Below are 23,654 nucleotides of genomic sequence, written 5' to 3' on the forward strand. Positions count from 1 at the left end.
GCGACCTTTGCGGCGGTCGCGCTGATGTTGGGCGGCGGCGGCCTGGTTGCGGCCAACGTCTATGCCTCGGCCACCGAGGACGGCGGAGCGGATCCGGCTCGGACGCTGTCCTCCCCGGCCGGCACCATCGACTGCCCGGATGTCGGCAGCCGGCTGACGGCCGTGCCGGACGGGGCGAAGGAGGACGTCGCGAAGGAACTCGCCCTCCTGGACCAGCAGATCGCCGAGGCCTACCAGCGGTTGCAGGAGTCGGCCCAGGCCGTCCAGCAGGACGCCGGCTTCGCCGACAGCGCCATCATGAATCCGCTGAAGGACAAGCGCACCGCGACGATCGAGCGGATCGCCATCGCCGTCGATCGCGAGGGAGAACGGCCCCAGGGCCTGGAGCCCCTCGCTTCTTGCACCCTGCGCGCCGCCGACAGCGGCAACGGCGACCAGGGCAACGACGGCCAGGCCGAGGGCGGTGACGACGAGGCGGGCCAGGAAGGCGCTGACCAGGGCAACGAGCAGCCGGGCAACGGCGAACAGCCCGGCAACGGCGGCCAGGCCGGCAACGGCCCCGTCGCCGCGGACTTCGCCGACATCACCGCCGTACAGCCGAACGTGACCGGCCCGGCCCTCCAGAAGGGCGCCTCGCGCGGCACTTTCGCCACCAGCTGCGGGGTGAACGAGAACGGCCTGTTCAACTCCGACAACGTGATCGTGGCCCCCGGCGTCTCCAACGGCGCCCACCACTTCCACGACTACGTCGGCAACCAGGCCAACGACGCGTTCGCGAGCGACGAGGACCTGGCGAACGCCGAGACGACCTGTGTCGACCAGGGCGACAAGTCCACCTACTACTGGCCCGTGATCCGCCTGCAGAACGGAACCCAGGAGCAGGACGCGAACGCCCCCGGCGGCGGCATCGAGGGCAACGCCGGCGAGATCGTCACGCCCAAGGAAGTGACGCTGACGTTCGTGGGCAACCCGCGCGGCAAGGTCACCGAGATGCCGCGCCTGCTGCGCATCATCACCGGCGACGCGAAGGCCTTCGTGAACGGCACCGCCAACGCCAACGCCTCCTGGAGCTGCACGGGCTTCGAGGACCGGCAGCTGAAGGACAAGTACCCGCTGTGCCCGCAGGGCAGCGACGTGGTGCGGACGTTCAAGTTCCAGAGCTGCTGGGACGGACAGAACATCGACTCCGCCAACCACCGCACCCACGTGGCCTTCGCGGCCGCCGACGGCAGCTGCCCGGACGGCTTCAAGGCCATTCCGCAGCTGGTGCAGCGGATCGTGTACGACATCGACGCGCCGAGCCTTCAGGACGGCGGCCGTACGACCCCGCTGTTCGCGCTGGACACCTTCCCCGAGCAGCTGCACAAGCCGGTCACCGACCACGGCGACTTCATCAACGTCTTCTCCGAGGACCTGATGGGTCAGATGGTCGACTGCATCAACGAGGGCCGCGAGTGCGGCGCCGGAGCCGACCAGGGCGGCGACCCGGGCGAGGAGGAGCCGACGCAGCAGCCGCAGCCGACCCAGTCTCCCGGCACTCCGCCCGGCGGCAACGAGGATCCGGAGCCCGGCAACGGCGGGGACGAGCCGACCGAGGCGCCGGCGACGGAGAAGCCTGCGACGGAGCCGCCCGCGACCGACGAGCCGGCGACCGAGGCGCCCGAGACGGAACCGGCGAACGACGACAAGCCCACCATGTCGAGCACGGTGGCGCCCAAGGCCTACGGAACTCCGTCGGCCACGCAGGACGCCACCGCACCGGCACCGGGCGGTTCGGCGGACGGCGGCGCCGACGCGGGAAGCACCCCCACGCAGACGCAGCCCGCCGCGGCCGGCGAGGAGTCCGGTGACGGTGGCGGAACGGAGCCGCAGGCGGTCGGGGGGCTCGCGGAGACCGGCACCACCCTGTGGCCGGCCGCGGCCGGCGCCGTACTCCTCATGGCCGGCTTCCTGCTGCTCATGCGTACGCGCCGCCGCGCCGGATGACGGCAAGGGCCCGTGGCGGCGCTTGACGCCGACACGTTCCCTCGGGGCTCGGACCGGTCATTCCGGTCCGGGCCCCTGGCGTTCCGACGTGACGGTCGTACCGATCACGGTGTGGGGATGCCGGCGGGGCGGGCCGGGCGGCCGAGGCGGACGGGGACGCCGGGGGAGTACAGGACGCTGGCCGGGGCGGTGGTGGGGGCGGGCAGCCCGGCCGCGGTGACGAGGTTCTCCTCGCAGGTGATCAGCTCGGCGCGGTACAGCGGCCATCGAGGGTGGTGGTTGGGCAGGTACGCCAGCGGCTCGGGCCCGCCGAAGAAGGCGTTGTGCATGCCCCAGCGGGCGGTGAGGAAGTGCTCCAGCTCGGTGGGCTCCTTGATGCGCTCACCGGTGCGCACGGTGATGCGGCTGGACGCGCCGCGCGGGCCCGGCCAGCGGCGGGAGCTGGTGTAGGTGACGGTGTCGCCGGCCGTGCGGACGCTCATCCGGGACCACAGGTAGGGCAGCCGGAAGCCCAGGCGCCCCATCACGACCGGGATCAGCCGTGCGGCGTCCATCGACCGGAACACGACACCGCGTCGTCCGTGCGCGTCGATGGAGTACAGGCGCACGTTGGTCTCGGGAAAGGTCCCCAGATACGGCACGCCGGGCAGCCGCAGCCAGCCGACCCGGTGCATCCGGAAGGCGACGAGCCCGATGTACGTGACCCCGTCGTGCGTGTCCGCAACGGTCCCCTTCGGCAACAGCCCCGCCACGGCGTCCGGCTCGACGGCCCAGTGGATGAAAGCGAGGTCGAGCCACTGCTGGGTGAGGAGAGGTACGGGTATCGGAGCGGGAGCGTCCGGGGTGACGGGAGTGGGCTTCGGCACGACATCAGGATGACAGAGCCCTGATCCGACGCCGGAAACCGCGCCAGACCCCGTCGGTCACCTCGTGGTCTCCTGTCCCTCATGGCGGGCGGTGATCGCGGTGAGGTATCCGCGCAGCATGAGCTTGGCTTCGTCGAGGAGGCCCGGATCACCCTCGGGGTCACGACGGAAGGCTTCCTGCGCCAGCGCGTCGGCGGCCAGGACCGCGGCGTGGCAGGCACGGGCGAGCGCCTCGCCGTCCGGGGCCACGCCGAGGGCCAGCACGACGCGCCGGATGCCGTCCGCCATCCGGCGCTTGTGCGCACGGTCCGCGGCACGGGTCCGCTCGGTGAGGCTGCTGCCGAACCACAGGGCCCTGAAGCCGTGTTCGGTGCGGTAGATGGCGGCGTAGGCGTCGATGAGCACACCGACGGGGTCGTCCCACCGCTCGTCGGCCGCGGCGCGGACGAGGTCGTCCATGGCCGTCTCGAGCCGGGCGAAGTAGCCGGCCGCGAGGGCGTCGATGATCGCGTCGCGGTCGGGCAGGTACTGGTACAGCGAACCGACCGAGACCTTCGCCTCCGCCGCGATACGAGTCGTGGTCAGCGCCTGGACGCCCTCGCCGACCAGGACGCGTTCGGCGGCCTGAAGGACGCGGGCCAGCCGGGCCTTGCTGCGCGCCTGCTGGGGCGTGCGGCGCAGGGGGGCGTGCCGTGTGCCGCCGGGATCCGGGGTCCTCGCATCCCTCATGTGCGCCTCCGAACATGAACGTGACTTTGTTTCATGTTTAGGTTACCGTCGCGTACATGACCGACTCAAGCTCGGTGCTGGGCGAGGAACGCGCCGCCGTGGCCGAAGCGTGCCGTCGACTGGGGGCGCAGGGGCTGCTGATCGGCACGGCCGGCAATGTCAGCGTGCGGGTGGCGGACCGGGTCGCGATCACGGCCACCGGTGCGGTGCTCGCCGAACTGACGGCAGACCAGGTGAGCGTGGTCGACCTCGACGGAAAGATCGTGTCCGGGGGGTTCGAGCCCACTTCGGAACTCGATCTGCACCTGGGTGTCTACCGCCGCTACGGCGCCGGAGCGGTCGTGCACACCCATGCGCCGATGGCGACGGCCCTGTCCTGCGTGCTCGACGAACTGCCCTGCATCCACTACCAGTTGCTCACTCTGGGCGGCTCGGTACGCGTGGCCCCGTATGCCACCTTCGGCACGCCGGCGCTCGCCGAGTCGGTCCTGACGGCGTTGGAGGGCCGCAGCGCCGCGCTGATGGCCAGCCATGGCGCGCTGACTCACGCGCCGACGCTCGGCAAGGCGGTCGAGCACGCGCTGCTGCTGGAGTGGGCGTGCGGCGTCTACCAGCACGCGGCCGCCCTCGGAACACCCCGCGTCCTCGACGAACACCAGCAGCTCGCGGTGATCGAAGCCGCCCTCGCCCGGAACTACGGCACCACCCACCCCGTACCGCCTGCGCAGGAGGGAAACCGATGAAGGTCGTCACGATGGGCGTACATGTGCTGGACGTGCTGGTGCGGCCGGTGGAGGCGATACCCGAGGGCCAGGGCGCGACGCTGGTGGAGGACATCAGGATGACGGCCGCCGGGACGGCCGGCGGCACCGCCCTGACCCTCGCCAAGCTCGGCGCTTCGGTGCGCAGCGCCGGGGCGATCGGAGCCGACCCCACCGGTGACATGCTGGTCCAACTGCTGGGCACGGCAGGCATCGACACCCGGTTCCTGGTCCGTCGTACGGACACCGCGACTTCCGCGAGTGTCCTGCCCATCCGCCCCAACGGCGACCGGCCGTCGCTGCATCTGCTCGGCGCCAACATCACCTACGGCCTCGACGACGTGCCCTGGGAGGCGATCGCCGAAGCCACCCATCTCCACCTCGGCGGCCCGGAGCTGATCGGGGTCGAGACGGCCGCGCGCATCCTGTCGTACGCCAAGGAGCACGGCGTGGCCACCTCGGTGGACCTGCTCGCCCCCGGCGCGCTGGGGAGTTTCGAGCAGATAGCGTCGGCACTGCCCTACGTCGACCACATGCTGCCCAACGAAGACCAGGTCCTCGGGTTCACCGGCGAGGAGGACCTGGTGGCGGGCGCGAACAAGCTCCTCGCCGCCGGCGCCGGCCTGGTCGCGGTCACCCGCGGCGGTGACGGCGCGCTGCTGGTGACCGGGGAGGGCAGCGAGCGGGTACCCGCGTTCGCGGTCGAGGTGGTGGACACGACCGGCTGCGGCGATGCCTTCTCGGCGGGCTTCGTGCGCGGTATGGGTTTGGGTCGTACTCCGTACGACTCCGCCGTCCTCGGCTGCGCGGCGGCGGCGTTGGTGGCGCAGGGTCTGGGCAGCGATCACGGTGACTTCGACCTGACCGCCGCCGACGCCTTCGCCGCGGCGCACAAGCCCCGACTGTGAGGTGAGAGGCCGGGCGGCGGGTACATGCCGGCCCGGGGCTGGGTGTGGGTGGTGTCGACCAGCCACGTCCGGCGGTCCGCGGCTCGGGGAGTGCGGAGCCCGGGGCGGGTTCGGCCGAGGGTCCGCTTCCCGAGCCACGAACGCCTCCGCCGAGGCGTTCAGACACGGACCAGGTCCAGCGCCTTCTTCAGGTTGTACTCGGCGATGCCCGCCATGAACGCCCGGTCGGGGAAGGCCCCGTCGAGCAATCGCAACGGACCCGCCGTCAACGACAGCCGCTGCGCGAGCGTGTAGAACGCGAGCCGGTCCTCGTCCAGTCCGTCCGCCTCCAGCGGCCGGTAGGCGTCGTGCAGACGGATCCGCAGAAAGACGTGCTCCCACTCGACGTCGAAGTACATCAAGCCCTCGATGTCGATCAACACCGGGTTCCCGCCGGCGTCCACCAGCACATGGTCGGGCCCCAGTTCGCCGTGCACGACCGCATACTCCGCGCGCGGCCGTACCGCCGCCGCCAGACCCAGCAGCCGTTCCTCCAGCCGGTCGCGTGCGCCCGCGATCCGTGGATCGCGCGCCGCCGCTTCGGCGAGGTCCCGCAGCGCACGCTCCAGGACGACTCCCTCGCACGAGGTCCCGCGCGAGGTGCCTCCTTCGTCGACCACGGCCACCTTGCCGTACGTCGACGCCTGATGACGCCGCATCGCCCCCAGCGCTTCCCCGAGCCGGGCCATGACCGGGGCAGCCGCGCTCGGGTCGCGCGCGAGCAGTTCCTGGAGGCTGTCGCCCGGGATGTCCTCGACGATCGCGAGGTCGGCGGGGCCGTGGGCGCCGTCGCGCTCGACGAGACGGAACTCCGGGACACGGACGCCGAGCGCGTCCAGCCGCGCGTGTGCGGCCTCGAACAGGTCGAGCCCGAGGCCGGGCGAGAACGGGTCGGCGAGGTCGTCGTCGCCCTCCGCCACCGGCCAGTAGTTCTCGGCCTCGCTCCACAGGTAGGCGATCACCGTCGTCGCATCGTCCATCACCAGGCGGTACACGCCCTTCTTGCTGCCACCCGCGACCCGTTCGACAGCCTCCAGCCGACGCCCGCCGCCCAGCGCGGCCCGCGCCACACCCGCCCACTGCTCCCGCGTCACTGCCTTGGGTGCCACGCTCCGAACCGCCTCTCCGTCACGCCGACCCGCGCACCCTACGGGAGCCCCGACGCGGGTGCGATTGGTTTCCTCCGCATCCGAGGACACGCGGACACGGGTCCTCCACGAGTCCCGGAACGACAAACGCGGTACCTGCGTGCTGTCGACCACCGCCGGCAGCAAGGGATGCACCGAATGGACCTGCCGCGCCTACGGCCGGCCCGCTACGAAGGCAGTTCCAGGCGGATGTGCGAGGACAGCGCACGCAGGAAGTCGGGCGCGTCGAAGATCCCGCCGGCGGAGGCGACACCGGCCGTCCTGGTCCGTCCCGTGACGATGCGGGCCACCGCTTCCACCGCGAGCGGCGCGGTGACGGCATAGATGTCCTGGCCGCTCGCCACAGCACGCCGCTCGGTGGCACCCGAGCGCACCACGACATCGACCAGGAAGGTCTGCGCGGACCGCCCGCTCTCGTCGACCGCGGACGGCGCCGGCGTGTCCGGGGACGACAGATCCCGGGCCGCTTCGGTCGTCATATAGGTGCGCACTTCGGGAATGGGCAGGTGGCTGGGGATGGTGACGACGTCGGCCATCGTGAACTCCCCGATGACCTCCCGGGTGCCCATCGGCTCGGGGAAGGACCACTTGAGGGTCGGCATGTCGTCGTGCCGGTAGTCCAGCCGCCCGTTCCGGTACACCACGCGTGCGCCGTCCCGCCGTTGCCGGGAGACCGCGCCCGCGGACCTCGTCCCCTCCGTGGGGTGCCAGCCGTTCAGCCCGTACGCGATGTGCGCCTCGTCCGCCTCGGTCCAGTCACCCATCGCCGCCGTGGCCAGCAGGTCGCCGAGACCGCCGTAGAAGGCCATCGCGGGGACGATCACCGCTCCCGCGGCGCGTGCCCGGTCCGAGAACCGCTCGAACGTGTCGACGTTGGCCTCGATCTCGGCCGCCACGTCCACGTACGGGATCCCGGCCCGCAGGGCCGCCTCGATCAGGGGCGCGCCGGTCGTGGCGAAGGGGCCGGCGCTGTTGATGACGGCCGCCGCACCGCTCAGCGCCCGGTCGAGCGCCGCGGGGTCGTCGACCGACGCCGGTCTGACCTCGAGTCCGGGGTGAGACCGCGCCATCGCCCGCAGCTTCTCGGCGTCGCGACCGGCGAGAACGGGCACGAACCCGCGCTCCAGCAGCTCCGTCACCACGAACCGCCCCGTGTGCCCGTACGCGCCGTACACCGCGATCTTGTGACCCGTTGCCATGTCTCTCTCCCCGTACTCGATCGGTCGACTACGACCATCCTGGTGCGGGCGGACGCTCCACCGTGAGTGTCCGGAACGACGTGACACATACAATTACGGACATGACTACTGTCGCGCTGGCGGTCACCGACGGGATGCTCCATTTCGAACTGTCGGTGGCGTACGAGGTGTTCGGCGGCGCCCCGGCCTCCGTGCCGGGCCCTTGGTACGACGTCACCATCTGCGGGCCGAACGCCGTGCGCTTCGGCCGGTTCCAGCTGGAGCCGGACCACGGGCTCGACCGGCTCCAGCACGCCGACACCGTGATCGTCCCGGGCTGGGCCGACATCGACGAGGACCCACCCACCGACCTGGTCGACGCAGTGCGCGCGGCCCACGAAGCGGGCGCACGCGTGGCCTCCCTGTGCACGGGCGCGTTCGTGCTGGCCGCAGCCGGCCTGCTGGACGGTAGACGCGCCACCACCCATTGGGCACACACGGAGGCTCTGGCCGCTCGCTACCCCCATGTTGAGGTCGACCCGGACGTCCTGTACGTCGACAACGGCACCGTCCTCACCTCCGCCGGCAAGGCCGCGGCCATGGACCTGTGCCTGCACCTCGTCCGCCTCGACCACGGCACCTCGACCGCCAACACCGTCGCCCGCCGCCTGGTCGTCCCACCGCACCGGGCCGGCGGCCAATCCCAGTTCGTCACCACCCCGGTACCCGCCCAGGACGACCACCCCCTCGCCGCCCTGTTCCCGTGGATCATCGAACGGCTCGACCAACCGCTGACCGTTCAGGACCTGGCCCGCCAGGCACACATGAGCTCACGCCACCTCGGCCGCCGCTTCAAAGCCACGACCGGCACCACCCCCCTGCAATGGCTGCTGACCCAGCGCATCCGCCACGCCCAGGAACTACTGGAAAAGACCGACGACAGCATCGACACCATCGCGACAGCCACCGGCATGGGCACCGCCACGACACTGCGCCGCCACTTCCACCGCACGGTCGGTGTGCCGCCGGACACCTACCGCCGCACCTTCCACTCCCGGCCCCGCTGACCACACCATCACGGTGCTCCATGATCAGCCGGCGGAACTTGAGACACGGTTGCAGGCCGCACAACGACTCCCGTGGCAGGTGGCGGTTCGTTTTCCCATCCCGCCGGGGGCAACGATCGGTCCGGTTCGGCAGTCGTAGGAGTGAGACACATCCGTCTCTCCGTCTCCCGCGCTCGCCACCAACTGTCGTCGCTCGTCGGGTGGTTGGCAGCGGGGTCTGTCATCCCTGGGAGGATTCATGAGCCGCTGCACCACATCACCTGGCGACAGACACAGCGAGGGGCGCGACATCGCCCCGCCCCTCCCCGCCGTACGTGTCCTAAGGCACAAGCCCGTCGGTCGCGCGACAAACCGCGCTGTCGTGGTGGGGGCCGTCGCCGTTCTGCTGGCCGGGGCCGGGGCCGGCGCCTCGGCCGATGCCGCCTCCGACACCGCGGCCGGCGACCCGGTAGTGAGCGGTGCCACTGTCAACTCCGGACATGACGTCATCGTGGGGATCACGCACAACGTGGTGTTCCCGGTCACGGTCACAGGATCGGATGACTCCGGCCTGTCTTTCGTCGATGTGGATCTGAAGGGGCCGCACGGCGGTTTCTACACCACCGACGCGTTCTGCGAGACCGCGACGGCATGCACGACGGTGTTCACCGTCAACGCCCACCCGGCCCCGGGCAGCGACGACCCGGTGGACCTGGCCAACGCCAACGCGGGAACGTGGTCGGTCGACGCCTTGGTCGATGCCCAGGACGGCGATTCCGTCTTTGCCCCCGGCGTAGGGTCGTTCGGCCTCAAACGCGCCGCGCGGCTCACAGTCAATGCCGCACCGGAACCGGTGGACAAGGGCGCACGTATCACCGTCACCGGCAAGCTCGTGCGGGCCAATTGGGACACCTACCGGTATGCGGGATACGCGGGCCAAGCCGTGAAACTGCAGTTCCGCCCCAAGGGCAGCAGCACCTACACCACGGTGGCCACGGTGAACACCAGCAACACCGGCACCCTGCACACCACGGTCAAGGCGGTGAAGGACGGCTACTGGCGTTGGAACTTCACCGGCACCCCCACCACCGGCCCGGCCAAGGCCACCGGCGACTACGTCGATGTACGCCCCTGATCCGGCAAACACGACCACACGAGCAGAGGGATCGTGTCTCGTTCCGTTGCCGGCGATGACGGGCTGCATCATGCCTGCTGGGTCTTCGTTCTGGTCAGGAATCGAGAAGCGCAGGTCCTGGAGCCGTGGCTAGCGTCTTCAGCATGACTTCGATCGAATCCGTCACCCTTGAGGTGACCGACCCCACTGCTGCCCACCGCTTCTACGCCACCGCCTTCGGCCTGGGCAGTCAGATCCGACTGCGGGCCTCGGAGACACCGACCACCGGCTTCCGCGGGTTCACGCTGTCGCTCGTGGTGTCCCAACCGGCCGACGTCAACGCCCTCATCGACGCAGCCGTGGACGCCGGCGCCACGACGCTGAAGCCTGCCGCCAAGTCGCTTTGGGGCTACGGCGGCGTCGTACAGGCCCCGGACGGCACGATCTGGCAAGTCGCATTGTCGTCGAAGAAGGACACCGGGCCGGCCACCCGGCAGATGGACGAGATCGTGCTTCTTCTCGGCGTCGAGGACGTGAAGGCCGGCAAGCAGTTCTACGTCGAGCGCGGACTGGCCGTGGCGAAGAGCTTCGGCAGCAAGTACGTCGAGTTCGTCACCGGGTCGGGCCCCGTCAAGCTGGCGCTGTACAAGCGCCGCGCCTTGGCCAAGGTGGTCGGCGTCCCTGCCGAAGGCGCCGGATCGCACCGGCTCACGATCGGCAGCGATGCCGGGCCATTCACCGACCCGGACGGCTTCACGTGGACGACCGCATCGCAGACCGCCTCGCTGGGAACCGGATGACGCGGGTGCAGGTCTGGTGAGGAGGGTGTGTCCCCAGCAACTCGATTCCCTCCCCACGCGAAGGCGGGGCCGCGCCTGGCACGAACACCGCTGCCTGGCCGTCACCTTCGCCGCCCCTGTGCGCTGGCCGCGGTGGCTCAGAAGGCGAATACCGAAGCGCCTTGCGTTTCCTACTGGCGGTCGTTCCGCTCTATCCGGGGCGCGGGGGCCGTCGTTGAGAGGGTGCGGCGGACCTCCGCGAAGAGGTGCGGGTAGTCGGCGCCTTGGGTGACCACCGCCGCGAGGAGGGCGTCCAGCGCCGCCTTGAGGGGGTCGGCTGCGGCAGCGTCCCAGAGCGCGGTGAAGGCGGCGACCTGGGGCAAGCCGGGGGTTCCGTCGTGGGACAGAGGAACGCGTGCGTCGGAGAACACGGCGTCCCGCAGCCGTCGTGAGTCGTCCAGGGGCGGCGAGTAGGGCTCGCCCCTGTCGAGCTCCGCCAGGCCGCGCGCCACCCAGTCGATTTCGCTGATCCCTGCTGCCGCACAGGCGCGGTGCGCTGCCCAGCGGGCGAGCGCGCGCTGTTCCTCGGGACCTGCGGCGTCGATCGCATGCACGAGTGCGGCATCGAGGCCGACGAGGCCCTTGGGATAGCCCTGGATCCCCCGGAGCTTGTCCCGGACCTCCCGCAGTCGGCCGCTGGGCAGGCGCCCGCCCCACGCGTCCATCTCCTTTTGAAGCTTGGCTTGCTCCTGCTCCTCGCGGGCTCGGCGCTCCGCCTCGGCCTGCTCCTCGGGGGTGGGGCCTGGGGGTTGCTTGCGCGCGAACTCGTGCCAATAGGCGGCGGCTCGGCTGGTTTCCTTGACCACGCGGTCCGAGGCCGGCGGGCTCGGCCAGAATCGCAGCAGATACTCGTCCAGCACGGGCTCACCCGCGCCGCGTACCGCGTTGTGCGTCTCGTCCATACCTCGACAGTGGTAACGGACCCGGTACGACGTCTCGGAGAGGGGGAGCGGATACCAGCGGTAGTCCCACTCCACGAGACAGGTCTTGTCCGATACGGGTTGGAAAGACACCTCGACGATGTCCTCCCATGCGTCGGCGTCCAGGGGCGGTTCCGTCGCGTACAGCTCGACGGTCATGGGGACGGAGCCGGTGTGCGTTCCGGTCAGCAGAAAGAGATGGCCTGGCACCGCCCCGCCGCACAGCCCGGCCCGCTGCCCGGCGAAAGAATCTCCGAGGTCGTGACCGTCGTCGTCGCTGCAGACATAGACCTGCCCGTAGGCCACGTGCACTTCGCCGCTGAAGAGTGTTTGCATGGATCAAGAGTGCCGCGCGGTTCTGACAACGAGCTCTTTCCGTTACCTGCTCTGGGTGGAGCTCGCGATCCCCGTGGAGTGACCCATTTCCTCGCAACACCAGCGGCAGCGCTACCGCGCGGCCTGGCCCGTTCGTGAAGCGAACGGATGCGCTCGCTGGATGCAGATCACGCTCGTAACCGGCCGCCGCTGCCCCGGCGGCCGGTCATGCGCAACCCTTCCTCAGCCCTGGCCAGGAGTCAGCCGCCACACCGTGAGGTCGAACGCGAAGGCGGTGGAACAGGACAGCGGGACCCTCTCACCGAGCACATCCACCGTGGCCACGGTCCGGAGCGGTGTGTTGGTGCCCTTGGTGATCACGTAGTGTCCCGCCGGGTCCTCGATGACCTCGTGTACGGGCTTCGGCCGTCCTGCGGCCGCGTAGGTGCCGCTGATGACGGCATCGCCCACGGGCTCGGCCGTGTCGTCCAGTTTCCTGACCGGGATGTCGGCCGCGATCGTCCCGTTGGTGAACAGCGTGGTGTCCTCGGGTCCGTAACCGCCGCCGTACTCCCCCTCCGGAGTCTCGACCGACAGGCTGGCGTGCGAGCCGAACGCGGAGTTCTGGTAGAGGTCCACCGCGACGGCGACGCCTCCGGACTGCCCGGTGCAGGACAGGGCGTGGCCCTTCTCGATCGTCCTGGCCGGCTTGGATCCGCCCTCGGTCACCGGAGCGGCCTGGGCGGTCCCGCAGACGGTGACGACCATCCCGACACCGATCAGACACGCCTGCGCGACTCGTTTCATGTTCCTCAACTCGGTCCCCCCTGGGCACATGTGTGGCGCTTTACGCGCGTTGTGAGATCTGAGACACGCCAGATACGTGTTCGGTTGTACCGAACGGAAAAAGGGGCAGGCCGTGCTCGGGCGAACGGCACGGCTTGGCGATGGGAAGGGAAGACGACCGCGTGTCATGAGGCCGTCCGCGCAGGACCTCGGAGCGCCAAGTGGGGCCAGAACGTCGTGCACATAGGCCGGCAGCGTCCTGCCCCTGGGGGAGGAGGCCGACGAACGGGCCCGACGAACGGGCTCGACGGCCGGCCGTACCCTCTGACGGCCTCGGTGCCCCGGCTGCTACCGGTAGAGCCATGGGTGCGGAACAGCGAGGGCGAGTGGTTCGACGACCCGGCGTCCCTCGTGCGCGGGTGGCACAGCGGATCCGGCAGATGGAATTCGCCAGCCGGACCGATCCGGACGAGACCCTCGCCCACCTGCACAAGCGGGGCTCTGCAGACCAGCGCGGTACACCCGGGTCCTGCAACTGCCGTGGAACCGCGGAAGTTTGACGCCCATCAGCCAGGGTGGGCCTTACGCTGCTGCGATGCGCATCCGCCCCCTCGCAGTCGACGCGCTGATTGCGGCGGCGCTGACCAGTGTGGCGATGCTGCTGGGGCCGGAGGCCGCGCGACAGGGGCAGAATCCGCTCGATGCGACCGCCTATGCGTTGGTGGTCCTGGTCCACCTGCCGCTCGTGCTTCGCGGACGGGCCCCCGTCGTGGTCTGCTGTCTCGCGCACGCGACCTGGCTGGTGTACATCACGGCCGGCTACTGGCCCGTCGTGTGCAGCTTCGGCCCCATGCTCGCCGTCTACACCGTCGCCTCCCTGCGAGCACTGCGCGTCTCCGTCCCCTGCGCCGCGCTGATGGGCGGAGTCTGGATCTATGCGGGCGCGGTGAGTCCCACCGACTCCTGGCCGTCTGTCGTCGGGCAGGCCGTGGTCTATCCGGCGGTGTTGTGGCGGTTCGGTGTCGTCGCCCGCCGCTCGGCCGAGTTGACCCGGCAACTGCGCCGGGAACAGGCCGAGCGGGCCCGGCGCGCGGTGGCCGAGGAGCGGGGCCGGATCGCCCGCGAACTGCACGACGTGGTCGCCCACCACATGTCCGTGATTTCCGTGCAGTCCGGTCTCGCCCGGTTCGTCTTCGACACCGATCACCAGACCGCCCGTACCGCTCTCGACACCATCAACGCCACCGGCAAGGAGGCCCTCGAAGAGCTACGCCGCATGCTCACGGTGCTGCGCGCCGCCGACGACGGCGCCCCGGTCGGCCCGATGCCGGGCCTGGCCCGCCTCGAGGAGATGGCCGAACGCGTCCGCACCGGCGGCGTCCCGGTGGCCCTGACCGTCGAGGGCACTCCGCGCCCGCTCGCTCCCGGCGTGGATCTGTGCGCCTACCGAGTCGTGCAGGAGGCGCTCACCAACGTCCTGAAACACGCGCCCGGCGCGCGTGCGGAAGTACGGCTGAGGTATGAACCGCATCAGGTGGCCGTTTCGGTCACAGACGACGGAGAGGGGGTGATTCCAGACAGAGTACGAACCGACGGCGGGCATGGCTTGCTCGGCATGCGTGAGCGGGCCAAGCTCTACGGCGGGCAGATCAGCATCGGCCCGCAGGAGCAAGGGGGCTTCGCCGTCAGGCTGACCCTACCGACCTCCGCGCGGGCAGCAGGGCGGGGGGGACGACGCCAGCCAATGACCACTGTGCTCGTCGTGGACGACCAGTTCCTCATCCGGGCCGGACTGGTGGGGTTGCTGCGCGCCGCACCCGGCATCGAGGTGGTCGGCGAGGCCGGCGACGGCGCGGAGGCCGTGGCGCTGGCCGCCGAGACCGCCCCGGACGTGATCCTGATGGACATCCGGATGCCGGGCATCAATGGCATCGAGGCCACCGAACGCATCCTCGCCCAGGGCGCCGATCGCCCGCCCCGGATTCTGGTGCTGACCACCTTCGACCTCGACGAGTACGTGTACGGGGCGCTGCGCGCCGGAGCCGCCGGGTTTCTACTCAAGGACTCCGGTCCGGAACGGCTGCTCGCCGCGGTGGCCGCGGTCGCCGCTGGTGACGCCCTCTTCGCGCCCAGCGTCACCCGCCGCCTGGTCCAGGCATACGCGCGCCAGACTGCCTGCGAACAGCCGACCGGTCTGGATGCATTGACCTCCCGTGAGCTAGAGGTACTGGAACTGATCGCACGCGGCCTGTCCAACCTGGAGATCGCTGACCGCCTCTACATCAGCGAGGCGACCGTCAAGACCCACCTCAACCGCACGATGAACAAACTGGCCCTGGACAGCAGGGCACAAGCGGTAGTGGTGGCGTACGAATCGGGGCTCGTGACCCCGGGCGGATAGCGGACGGGTGCTCTGGCGGCCCCATGGGCCTGGAGGCACCAGCGACTTCGCTGCGGCGGCACGGACCGGCCAACACCGTCTTCTGTCATACAGCAGCTTCCAACGGCTCGTCAGCCGGGCGTGCGGCCCAGGATGTTCCCCGGTCTACATGTCGCGGCACAGGTGAGCTGGATCCGCTGCCCGCAGAAGGTCACGCCCACGGCGTACAGGACTCGTCGGCCCCCTTCACGGTGCAGAACCGCACCTCCAGGTCCTTGATCTCAGCGGTGGTGTGCTGCGCGTTCTTCCGCACGTCGCCCACGCCGCCAGAGGCGGAGATGAAGGTCTTCACCTCGTATTCCCAGGCGCCGGAGTCGTACCAGTAGTACGACACCTGCACGGTCGCGCCCCTGCCGTCGGCCCTGGTGTCCTTGACCCAGCCGCTGAGGCTTACTTGGGTGTAGCTCCCCCAGGAGATCCTGACGCTGCCGACGGCACCGTGCCACTCCACGGAGTCGCGGACATCGCGAACATGCGGATACCTGATATAGCCCGGATCCCAGTGATCCACGGCCATTGCTTGCGGCGACAGTCCGAGTGTCAGCCCGATTCCGGCCGCACAGGTGCCCAGTGCGGCGACGGTGCGCTTCAGGCGCATTGTTACCCCCATAGAAACGTGGTCTGCGGTCGGCAGACGAGCATTTCGACGGTAGACAGCACGCCAGAGCAGCGAATCCAACGGCAGGTTGATCTCAGCTACCGCAGGGGTTTACCCATGGGCCACGGGACCAGCATGGGATCGGCCAGCGCAAACGGGCCGACCCTTTCCGCATTCGTGCTCCTCAGTGGCACCCGTTCCCTCAGCCCTTGGCCGAACGATGTGTGATCTTCGCAGCGAGCCTGGGGTCCGGTGCAGCGCAGTATGGCGTGTTCACGCCGTTCCCGGATTGTCGAGGACATGCCAGTCTTGCGCCACCTGTCCACGGCCGTTCACGCATCCCGCCCCAAGTCAGCGGTGGGAGACGGCCGAGGGCGATTGGGGGGAAAGGACATGCTGCGAAGAACGAGAACCGCGATCGGACTGGCGGTGACCGCGCTGGTCGTCGCGCTCTCGGCCCCGGCCGTACAAGCAGACACGAGTGCCTCGGCGGGGAAGACGCGCGCCCAAGCCGGAGCGGACAACGCCGTCTACGTGATCCAGCCACGTTCTGACGGCACCACATACACCGCAATCTACGAACCTGCTCCGGGCGTCACCGCCGAAGAGCTGCGGAGCAGTCTGCGTCGCCAGGGCATCCGCGGCGTGCAGGACGCGAACAGCGCCGCCGACGTCGGCATCGCAGGCTGCGCGCCCTTCGTCGGCACCGCCTCCGCCTGGTGCGGCCACAAGTGGGCCTACGGACCGTTCAACGACCCGCAGGTGTATTTCCTCGACCACAGCGGCGACTCGTGGCCCGTGACCGACGCCCGGGTCGACTGGTACCAGGCTCCCGGCATCGACGCCTACTACCGCTGGCACACCGCCGGATGCCCCGGCGGCGGACGGCACTGCGTGCACGTGTACAGCGGCAGGTACGGGACCGACTGGTACGGCGTGACCGAGGCGTCCACGTCGGGCGGATACTTTGTCGACGGCAGCGTTACGGTCAAGCTCAACGACCAGGTCACCCCGAACACCTACGCGGCGCGGCGCAGTGTCGCTTGCCACGAGATGGGCCACGCCCTCGGACTCGACCACAACGGATCCACCAACAGCTGCCTGTCCGTGCCGGAGTTCCCGCAGCACCCGTCGTCGGACGACTTCGCCGTACTGAACCAGCTGTACCCCAAGCCCGGCACCTGACCGGAACCGCCTGGCTCGCATCGGTGATCTTCCGGGAACACGTAGGGTCTGAGTCGGCAGCCTTCGAGTGAGACGCACGGTTCCAACAGGCGGACAACGAGCGGCCGATCGGCCTCGCGCCGCCTGGAGTGCCGGCGGACTCGCCGGTCGCCAACTGCTCTGCCTCCGGTCGGGTGCACCGACCGAAAGTAAGTCTGCCCGGCCACCGTGGTGATGGTGGTCGGGCAGAGCGGCCAGCAGTGATCAGCGTGCACGGACCGACGCCCTGTAGTTGTCCGTCTGGCAGGGGGTACGGTCACCTCCCCGGCGGGTACCAACCAGGCCTGGATGAGCTACCAGTCGGTGACGTCGTCCGAGGCCAGGTCGACGGCCGCGTCCCGGCCACGGGCGCGCACGCGCAGCCGGTACTCCCCGGCGCCGTTGAACGAAAGAACGCCGGCCGACGGGCGCGTCCATGCCGTGACCCGAGGCCACCGTACGATCTTCAGGAGTCCACACAACCCCGACGATCACGCGGTGGTCGTAGCGGCTCCCATCCGGGTCCACGCAAGATCGTGCACGGGCGCACACGCACGAAAACGCGGACGGGGCAGCAGACCACCGCCGTTCGGCCGCTCGACGCGCCCACCCGCAGGTGACACCGTTCGCCCTGCCACGGGAGCCGGCGGCATCCTGCAGACCGGGGACTCCGAGCACCGAGTGGAGGACGTCGCCGTGTCGTCGATCGCCGTGAACGGGGCGGACATCTACTACGAGCTGCGGGGCACTGGCCCGCCGGTCATGTTCATCGCTGGCGCGACCGGTGATGCCGGACATTTCGAACGCGTTGCGGACCTGCTCGCGGATGAGTTCACCGTGCTCACCTACGACCGGCGGGGCAACTCGCGCAGCCTCCGTCCCGAAGGCTGGGAGACGACGTCGGTGGCCGAGCAGGCCGACGACGCGGCGGCGCTTCTCTCTGGGCTTGGGCTCGCTCCCGCCGCCGTGTACGGCAACAGCTACGGGGCGATCTTTGCCCTCGACCTGTTGCTCCGCCATCCTGGCGTTGTCCGCTCCGCGGTATTGCACGAGCCTCCGATGATCTCAGTGCTGGACGACCCGGCGGCGGCGCAGGCGAGCGTGGGGGCGGCCGTTCAGGAGGGGATGGCACAGGGAGGACCTCCGGAAGCTGTCGACCGCTTCTTCCGCCTCGTGGTCGGCGATGAGACCTGGGATCGTCTGCCCACGCGCCTGCGCGACAGAATGACGTCGAACGGTGAGACGCTGGTCGGCGTGGAGCTGGGTACGTTCGAGCCCTACCGCCCCGAAGATTCGGCGCTCGCCGGCATCACCACGCCTGGCCATGTCCTGGTCAGCGAGAATTCAGCGGGCTTCTTCCACGAGGTCGCCGCGTGGCTGGCCGGGCGGGCGGGGTTCGAAGTGCTACGGACACCCGGCTCGCACACGCCCCAGTTCGATCAACCGGACGAGCTCGTCCGGACCATCAGGCCACTACTGCGCGTGCGAACATAGCCATCGCGACCACGCTGGGCCGCAGACATCCGGTCCGAACAGACCTCATCAGGTCCCGTCGACCGTCGCCTCGCAGGCCACGACGCGTCACGGCGAGCCAGCTCCCATCTTGCGGAGCGTGTCGTAGATCTCCATCGAGAGCGACCTGCGTATGTCTTTGTAGATTGCCTGTTCGGCAGTGCCCTCCGTCCAGAACACCGAATGCGCCGTCTCCCCGCTCGTACGGAAGTGGCACGGGACGTCCCCCCGCTTCAGGTCGATGACGAACGCGTCCACGGTGGCCTCTCCGACGGCATACTGGCCCCATCCGAGGTCCTCGGGAAACGACTTGACAGCCGGTGGGGTGTACTTGAGGACCCGCAGGGCAACGACGTAGCGCATGCGCAGCCCCGCGTCGAGGATCTTTCCAAGGCGCCTGCCAGGGTCGTCCTCGACTTCGTAGCTCTCGCCGTAGTCGGGGCCGACCTTGAACTCGTTGCTGCCCAGCGGTCCCTTCGGCCCGGTGATCCGCATGCCCCGGGCCAGGTAGCCGGGTAGGACTGTGAAGCGGTCCAGGGAGGCAGGAGTGTCACGGTTCGCCGGGACGTCCGGAGACGTGAGGTCTTCCTCCATGAAGAGTTCGGCGTTGTCGGTGATCTCCTCGGACTCGTACTCGTAGTCGGCCACCGACAACTTCGGCGTCATCGCCCTGCTGCATGCGTTGCGTGCAGGGCTTTCCTGCGGAAGGTGTGAGGCGGACTCCGCGAGGGCGGTTCGGATCCTGTCGTAGCGGGACCGGTACTCGCTGAGAACGGTGACCGGGTACTCCTCGTCGTCATCGTCGCTCCCGCAGCCCGGCAGGAGAAGCACCAGAGCGAGTACGGCCCCGAGCGCTCTCGCCTCGTTCCTCATGAACACCCCCCCCGCAGTCGGCCGCAAGCATCCCGCGGACCGCCGGGAGGGGTCCCGGGACCTTCCTCCCGGCCACCGGCCCAAAGCCTCGCGCCGGGCGCGCAGCCGGAGCAGTCCGCAGAGCGACTGCGACCTTGCATGGAGTTCACGGCCGTAACCGACCGCCTGTTCAGGGCCACCTGTCGGGGATGTGGAACAGCTTCTGAGCTTGCTCTTTAACCTTTGGCGGAGCCTCAGTGACACCGGTAGGTTCTCCGCGGTGACCTTGATGGAGACGCAGGGCCTCACGTCGATGACCGACGAGGCGCAGTTACGTTGGATGGCGCTGGGGGACACGACTCGGCAGCCGGCCGTGATCCTGCTCCATGGCGGTCCGGGGCTGCCGGATTATCTGGGCGATGTCGCCCCCATGATCGCGGACCTCGCGCCCGTGTACCGGTACGACCAGCGTGGCACAGGCCAATCCCCGTGGCGGGGCCGCCATTCCTTCGCCCGGCATGTCGACGATCTCGCCGAGCTGCTCGACGCATGGGACGTGCCCAAGGCCGTGCTGATCGGGCACTCCTACGGCACTGACCTGGCGAGCCGGTTCTGTCTGACGCATCCTGACCGGGTTGCCGCGATGCTGCTGATGTGCGGGCCATTCGTCGGTGATTGGCGTACCGGGGACCGAGCGGAGCGAGGCCGCCGCATGTCCGCAGCGCAGCAGGAGCAGCTCCGCGCCTTGGAGGAGTTGCCACATCGCACGGAGGAGCAGGAAGTCGAGCTGCTCACACTGGCCTGGTTCACCGACCACGCCGATCCCGAACGGGGGTGGCACTGGGCCGCGCAGGGTGCCCGGCGGCGTCGCCCCGTCAACTGGTCTATGAACAGCGAGCTCGGCAAGGAAGGCCGCGCGGACCCGCTCGATGAGCATCTTGCCGAGCTCCGCGCATGCCTGCCCGCGCGGGCGGAGCTCCTCGGTGGGGCCGACGACCCCCGTCCTGTGTCGGCGCTTGAAGCACTCGCGCTCAGGCTCGATCTTCCGCTGACCCGGGTCGAAGGCGCTGGGCACGAGCCTTGGTTGGAGCAGCCCAACACCGTGCGTACGCACCTTCGGCGCTTCGTGCAAGGCACGGTGGGCTCATAGGGCTTCGACCGGATTGCCGGCCGGCCTCATTCCCGGCTGTCGGCACCGCGGCAGGGCCGGTGTCGAAATGGTCCTCGAACTAGGCCGCTCACCTGGTGTTCGCCGGACGCTGAGGCGGCCTTCATCTGATCATGTGCTCCGACCAAGGACACACATGACCACGACGAAGGCCGTTGAAGGTGAGTTTGCTGCCTGATCATGTTCCGGGGGAGGCGTTCGCGAAAGCGTCACGCTTCCGGGAGGACTTATTCGACTGCCTGACCGCGCGCGGGGACGAACTGTTCGACCTCGCCGACGCGTTGCTGTGCGCGGACGGACCGGTGACGGCGCCGGTCGACCTGACGCTGGTGGCTGAGCACCGGCTGGATACGGCGCGATGTACGACGCGCTCAACAGCGGAAACGTGGACGCGCCCCGGCTGCGGCAGGTGCTGGCTGGCCATGCCGCAGGCCGCCGACGGCCGCCTGGTCCTCGCGGTCGACGTGAGCAACTGGCTCCGCCCGGACGCGCCGACCAGCGCGGATCGTCTGTTCTGTCACGTCTACGGCCGCAGCGGACGGTCCTCGGATCAGTTCGTGCCCGGCTGGCCGTACTCGTTCGTCGCGGCCCTGGAATCGGGCCGGACGTCGTGGTGCCAGCTCCTGGACGCCGTGCGTCTCGGGCCGGACGACGACGTCGCCGAGGTCACCGCCGCCCAGGTCCGCCGGGTGGTCGTGGATCTGATCGAGATGGGCCGCTGGCACGCGGGTGACCGCGACATCCTGATCGTCTTCGACGCCGGCTACGACGCCCCGCGTATGGCCCACCTCCTCGACGGCCTTCCGGTCGAGGTCCTGGGACGGATGCGCTCCGACCGCGTCATGCGACGGCCGACGCCCTCACTCAAGGAGTACGCCCTGTCCTATCCCCAGGGCGGGCGACCGCCGAAGCACGGCAAGGAGTTCCGCTTCGCCAAGCCGGAGACCTGGGGCGAGCCGGATGCGGCGACGGTCCAGGTCACCGACCGGTACGGCACTGCCCGCGCGATGGCCTGGGACCGCATCCACCCGAGGCTGACCACCCGTTCCGCCTGGATCGACCACACCGGTGAACTCCCCATCATCGAGGGCACGTTGATCCGCCTCCAGGTCGACCGCCTGCCCGGTGGTGGAGACCCGCTGCCCCTCTGGCTGTGGTCGTCGGCCACCGGGCTGAGCGGCGAGGACGTCGACATCCGCTGGCAGGCGTTCCTGCGCAGGTTCGACATCGAGCACACCTTCCGGCTGATGAAACAGACCCTCGGCTGGACCCGGCCGAAACTCCGCACCCCCGAGGCCGGAGACCGCTGGACGTGGCTGATCATCGCCGCCCACACCCAGCTCCGGCTCACCCGTGAAGCCGCGGCAGACCTCCGCCGCCCCTGGGAGAAGCCGGCCGAGCCCGCACGGCTCACCCCGGCCCGAGTCCGCCGAGGGTTTCGGAACCTCCGCCCGCACCTGCACTGTCCGGCCAGTGCACCGAAACCCTCAACACCTGGACCAGGAAGGCCACTTGGTTCGAAGAACCGCCGCCCCACGACCCACTATGACGTCGGGAAAACGACCAGGCGCCCTGAGAGCATCATCGAGCGCAACAGCCTCAGAGGTTAAAAGACAAGCTGAGCTTGCTCCTCAACCTCCGACTTGATCACCAACGTCCGCCAATTACTCGTTCGGGTGATCGCCGGACGTGGGGGCGGCCTTCTCGTGATCCTGAACTCTGCGAGGAGATCAGTAAGTTCACGAAGAAGGCCGCGGTGACAAGTGTGCTGGAACGGGTCGGCGAGCGGTACGCCTCCGAGGAACCGTCACCCTTCCGGACCGGCTTTTACGGTGCTTCTCGGCGCCGGTGGACGCCTTCTTCGAGCTCGCGGGGGCATCGCTCTCCTCTCGCCTGCACCGTTGCTGCGGATTGTTTAGCGTCCGCAGCATTCAAAGATGCACCGCTTCTTAACTTGTTCTTTATCTACCAAGATCTTCCGGGCTTGCCGAGGGCCTTGAGGGTCTCGGGGCGTTTGACGGTCTTGCCGACGTTGTTGCGGGGTGCCCGGCGTTTGTTCTTGGAGCCAGGTGGTCGTCCGGGGCCACTCCCTCGGAGTTTGGGAACACGGGTCGGGCAGGCGAGGTGAGCGCGGATGTTCCGAAACCCCCGGCGGACCCGGGCCGGGGCGAGCCAGTCGGAGGCGGTGGGTTTCTCCCAGGGTCGGCGGAGATCCGCGGCGAGGGGCCGGGCGAGCCGGAGCTGAGCGTGAGCAACGATCAGGATCCAGGTCCAGCGGTCCGCGGCCTCAGGGGTGCGGAGTTTCGGGGTCGTCCAGCCGAGGGTCTGCTTCGCGAAGCGAAACGTGTGCTCCAGGTCGAAGCGGCGGAGAAACGCCTGCTAGAAACGGTCCACACCGTCCGGGGTGGCGCCAGTCTTCGAAGACCATAACCACACCGGCGGGGCATCCCGTTCCTTGGAGAGATGCTCGACCTTCAGACGGATCAACGTTCCCTCAACCAAGGAAAGTTCACCGTCGTGGTCGAGCCACGAGGAGCGGTGGGTAAGTCGCGATGGACCCGGTCCCATGCCTGGGTCTCGGCCTTGCCGTAGTTGCTGGTGTCAGTGATGGTGGTGATCGCGGGCTCGGGCCAGGTCTCCGGCTTGGTAAAGCGGGATTCCGGGCCGTGCTTGGGCGGCCGGCCGTTGACGCCCTGCGTCCTGGGCGGTTTCGGTAGCCGCATGACACGGTCGGATCGGACCCTGCCGACGAGCTCGACGGGCAGGTCGCGCAGGACCCAGGCCAGGCGCGTGACGTCGTAGCCGGCATCACTGACGATCACGATGGCTGGGTCCCCGGCCTGCCACTGACCCGCGGTGATGAGCCGTTCAACAACTCCTCGGAGCTGGTCTGCGGTGATCGCGGTCCGTGCCCACGACGATGTTCCATGCGGGCATCTTGCCAGGTCAGCGCGCTATGGATCATCACAGCTCAATGATCACGCGGCCGCGTACCCAACCTTCGGTAACGCAACTTCACCCTCGTCCGTCAGAACGTCGATGGCAATGGTCAATGTCCAGCGTCACAGGACGAGGCCGGAAGACAAACAACAAGCTTAAGCCTGTTGCAGAACGGTTCGGAAGACCACGCAGCGCCTAGAACGCGAGATCAACTAGCGTCGCCAGTCGCCAGGAAACCTGACAAATCGAAGCACGCAGCGATCGGGATCATGGCGTGAAACCAACGCTGTTCCCGTTATGCAGCAG

Annotated in this window: 19 protein-coding genes and 2 pseudogenes; 12 read left to right on the forward strand and 9 right to left on the reverse strand. The window is 69.2% G+C overall.

Annotated elements, in window-relative coordinates; translation table 11 throughout:
• The first annotated feature begins 24 nt into the window (after nucleotides 1-24).
• A complete protein-coding gene (locus ACTMVF_RS39490; RefSeq protein WP_441275937.1) occupies nucleotides 25-1,986 on the forward strand; it encodes a DUF1996 domain-containing protein in 1,962 nt (653 codons plus the stop codon).
• A gap of 104 nt (nucleotides 1,987-2,090) precedes the next feature.
• On the opposite strand, the gene ACTMVF_RS39495 is transcribed toward ACTMVF_RS39490, so the two are convergent.
• Nucleotides 2,091-2,852, reverse strand: a complete 762-nt coding sequence (locus tag ACTMVF_RS39495) for a YqjF family protein (protein ID WP_441275915.1) — start codon at nucleotides 2,850-2,852, stop codon at nucleotides 2,091-2,093.
• A gap of 57 nt (nucleotides 2,853-2,909) precedes the next feature.
• Nucleotides 2,910-3,581: a TetR family transcriptional regulator gene (locus ACTMVF_RS39500; RefSeq protein ID WP_441275916.1), complete on the reverse strand. Its 672-nt coding sequence runs from the start codon at nucleotides 3,579-3,581 to the stop codon at nucleotides 2,910-2,912.
• Nucleotides 3,582-3,637: 56 nt separating this feature from the next.
• On the opposite strand from ACTMVF_RS39500, the gene ACTMVF_RS39505 reads away from it, so the two are divergent.
• Together ACTMVF_RS39505 and ACTMVF_RS39510 are read left to right on the forward strand one after the other, a co-directional pair.
• Entirely contained in the window at nucleotides 3,638-4,324 is a 687-nt protein-coding gene (locus ACTMVF_RS39505; protein ID WP_441275917.1) for a class II aldolase/adducin family protein, read from the forward strand.
• A complete protein-coding gene (locus ACTMVF_RS39510) occupies nucleotides 4,321-5,250 on the forward strand; it encodes a carbohydrate kinase family protein (protein ID WP_441275918.1) in 930 nt (309 codons plus the stop codon). Before ACTMVF_RS39505 ends, ACTMVF_RS39510 begins: the two co-directional genes overlap by 4 nt.
• A 158-nt stretch (nucleotides 5,251-5,408) precedes the next feature.
• Here the strand turns inward: ACTMVF_RS39510 and ACTMVF_RS39515 are convergent, their stop codons facing one another.
• Together ACTMVF_RS39515 and ACTMVF_RS39520 are read right to left on the reverse strand one after the other, a co-directional pair.
• Nucleotides 5,409-6,383 (reverse strand): phosphotransferase family protein, encoded by a 975-nt coding sequence (locus ACTMVF_RS39515; protein WP_441275938.1) that lies wholly within the window; start codon nucleotides 6,381-6,383, stop codon nucleotides 5,409-5,411.
• Between the two features lie 221 nt (nucleotides 6,384-6,604).
• Entirely contained in the window at nucleotides 6,605-7,636 is a 1,032-nt protein-coding gene (locus ACTMVF_RS39520) for a saccharopine dehydrogenase family protein (protein WP_441275919.1), read from the reverse strand.
• A 101-nt stretch (nucleotides 7,637-7,737) separates the two neighbouring features.
• Between ACTMVF_RS39520 and ACTMVF_RS39525 the strand changes: the two genes are divergently transcribed.
• From ACTMVF_RS39525 to ACTMVF_RS39535, 3 genes are all read left to right on the forward strand, one after another.
• Nucleotides 7,738-8,682 carry a helix-turn-helix domain-containing protein gene (locus tag ACTMVF_RS39525; RefSeq protein ID WP_441275920.1) on the forward strand — a complete coding sequence of 315 codons (945 nt, stop codon included), beginning with the start codon at nucleotides 7,738-7,740 and terminating at the stop codon, nucleotides 8,680-8,682.
• A 361-nt stretch (nucleotides 8,683-9,043) separates the two neighbouring features.
• Nucleotides 9,044-9,796: a calcium-binding protein gene (locus ACTMVF_RS39530; protein ID WP_441275921.1), complete on the forward strand. Its 753-nt coding sequence runs from the start codon at nucleotides 9,044-9,046 to the stop codon at nucleotides 9,794-9,796.
• Between the two features lie 143 nt (nucleotides 9,797-9,939).
• Nucleotides 9,940-10,575 carry a glyoxalase gene (locus tag ACTMVF_RS39535; RefSeq protein ID WP_441275922.1) on the forward strand — a complete coding sequence of 212 codons (636 nt, stop codon included), beginning with the start codon at nucleotides 9,940-9,942 and terminating at the stop codon, nucleotides 10,573-10,575.
• A gap of 170 nt (nucleotides 10,576-10,745) precedes the next feature.
• On the opposite strand, the gene ACTMVF_RS39540 is transcribed toward ACTMVF_RS39535, so the two are convergent.
• Nucleotides 10,746-11,870 carry a hypothetical protein gene (locus tag ACTMVF_RS39540; protein ID WP_441275923.1) on the reverse strand — a complete coding sequence of 375 codons (1,125 nt, stop codon included), beginning with the start codon at nucleotides 11,868-11,870 and terminating at the stop codon, nucleotides 10,746-10,748.
• A gap of 222 nt (nucleotides 11,871-12,092) precedes the next feature.
• Nucleotides 12,093-12,656 carry a hypothetical protein gene (locus ACTMVF_RS39545; protein ID WP_441275924.1) on the reverse strand — a complete coding sequence of 188 codons (564 nt, stop codon included), beginning with the start codon at nucleotides 12,654-12,656 and terminating at the stop codon, nucleotides 12,093-12,095.
• 574 nt (nucleotides 12,657-13,230) lie between these two features.
• Here ACTMVF_RS39545 and ACTMVF_RS39550 point away from each other — a divergent pair.
• Together ACTMVF_RS39550 and ACTMVF_RS39555 are read left to right on the forward strand one after the other, a co-directional pair.
• Nucleotides 13,231-14,364: pseudogene (locus tag ACTMVF_RS39550) on the forward strand (sensor histidine kinase); the annotation flags it as partial.
• A 15-nt stretch (nucleotides 14,365-14,379) separates the two neighbouring features.
• Nucleotides 14,380-15,036 (forward strand): response regulator, encoded by a 657-nt coding sequence (locus tag ACTMVF_RS39555; RefSeq protein WP_441275939.1) that lies wholly within the window; start codon nucleotides 14,380-14,382, stop codon nucleotides 15,034-15,036.
• Nucleotides 15,037-15,226: 190 nt separating this feature from the next.
• On the opposite strand, the gene ACTMVF_RS39560 is transcribed toward ACTMVF_RS39555, so the two are convergent.
• Complete coding sequence (locus tag ACTMVF_RS39560) at nucleotides 15,227-15,673, reverse strand: hypothetical protein (RefSeq protein WP_441275925.1); 447 nt, start codon at nucleotides 15,671-15,673, stop codon at nucleotides 15,227-15,229.
• 393 nt (nucleotides 15,674-16,066) lie between these two features.
• Here ACTMVF_RS39560 and ACTMVF_RS39565 point away from each other — a divergent pair, with 393 nt between their 5' ends.
• Together ACTMVF_RS39565 and ACTMVF_RS39570 are read left to right on the forward strand one after the other, a co-directional pair.
• Complete coding sequence (locus ACTMVF_RS39565) at nucleotides 16,067-16,858, forward strand: matrixin family metalloprotease (RefSeq protein ID WP_441275926.1); 792 nt, start codon at nucleotides 16,067-16,069, stop codon at nucleotides 16,856-16,858.
• Between the two features lie 714 nt (nucleotides 16,859-17,572).
• Nucleotides 17,573-18,370, forward strand: coding sequence for an alpha/beta fold hydrolase (locus tag ACTMVF_RS39570; protein WP_441275927.1), 798 nt, complete (start codon nucleotides 17,573-17,575; stop codon nucleotides 18,368-18,370).
• A gap of 87 nt (nucleotides 18,371-18,457) precedes the next feature.
• Here ACTMVF_RS39570 and ACTMVF_RS39575 read toward each other — a convergent pair whose 3' ends face one another.
• Entirely contained in the window at nucleotides 18,458-19,261 is an 804-nt protein-coding gene (locus tag ACTMVF_RS39575) for a hypothetical protein (RefSeq protein ID WP_441275928.1), read from the reverse strand.
• A 268-nt stretch (nucleotides 19,262-19,529) separates the two neighbouring features.
• Between ACTMVF_RS39575 and ACTMVF_RS39580 the strand changes: the two genes are divergently transcribed.
• Nucleotides 19,530-20,390, forward strand: coding sequence for an alpha/beta fold hydrolase (locus ACTMVF_RS39580; RefSeq protein WP_441275940.1), 861 nt, complete (start codon nucleotides 19,530-19,532; stop codon nucleotides 20,388-20,390).
• Between the two features lie 179 nt (nucleotides 20,391-20,569).
• Nucleotides 20,570-22,018 carry an NF041680 family putative transposase gene (locus ACTMVF_RS39585; RefSeq protein WP_441275929.1) on the forward strand — a complete coding sequence of 483 codons (1,449 nt, stop codon included), beginning with the start codon at nucleotides 20,570-20,572 and terminating at the stop codon, nucleotides 22,016-22,018.
• Between the two features lie 355 nt (nucleotides 22,019-22,373).
• Here the strand turns inward: ACTMVF_RS39585 and ACTMVF_RS39590 are convergent.
• Nucleotides 22,374-23,314, reverse strand: a pseudogene (locus tag ACTMVF_RS39590) (transposase); the annotation flags it as partial.
• Nucleotides 23,315-23,654 lie beyond the last annotated feature (340 nt).

The organism is Streptomyces sp. SD31, from assembly GCF_052068475.1.
In the GTDB taxonomy this organism is placed as follows: Bacteria; Actinomycetota; Actinomycetes; order Streptomycetales; family Streptomycetaceae; genus Streptomyces.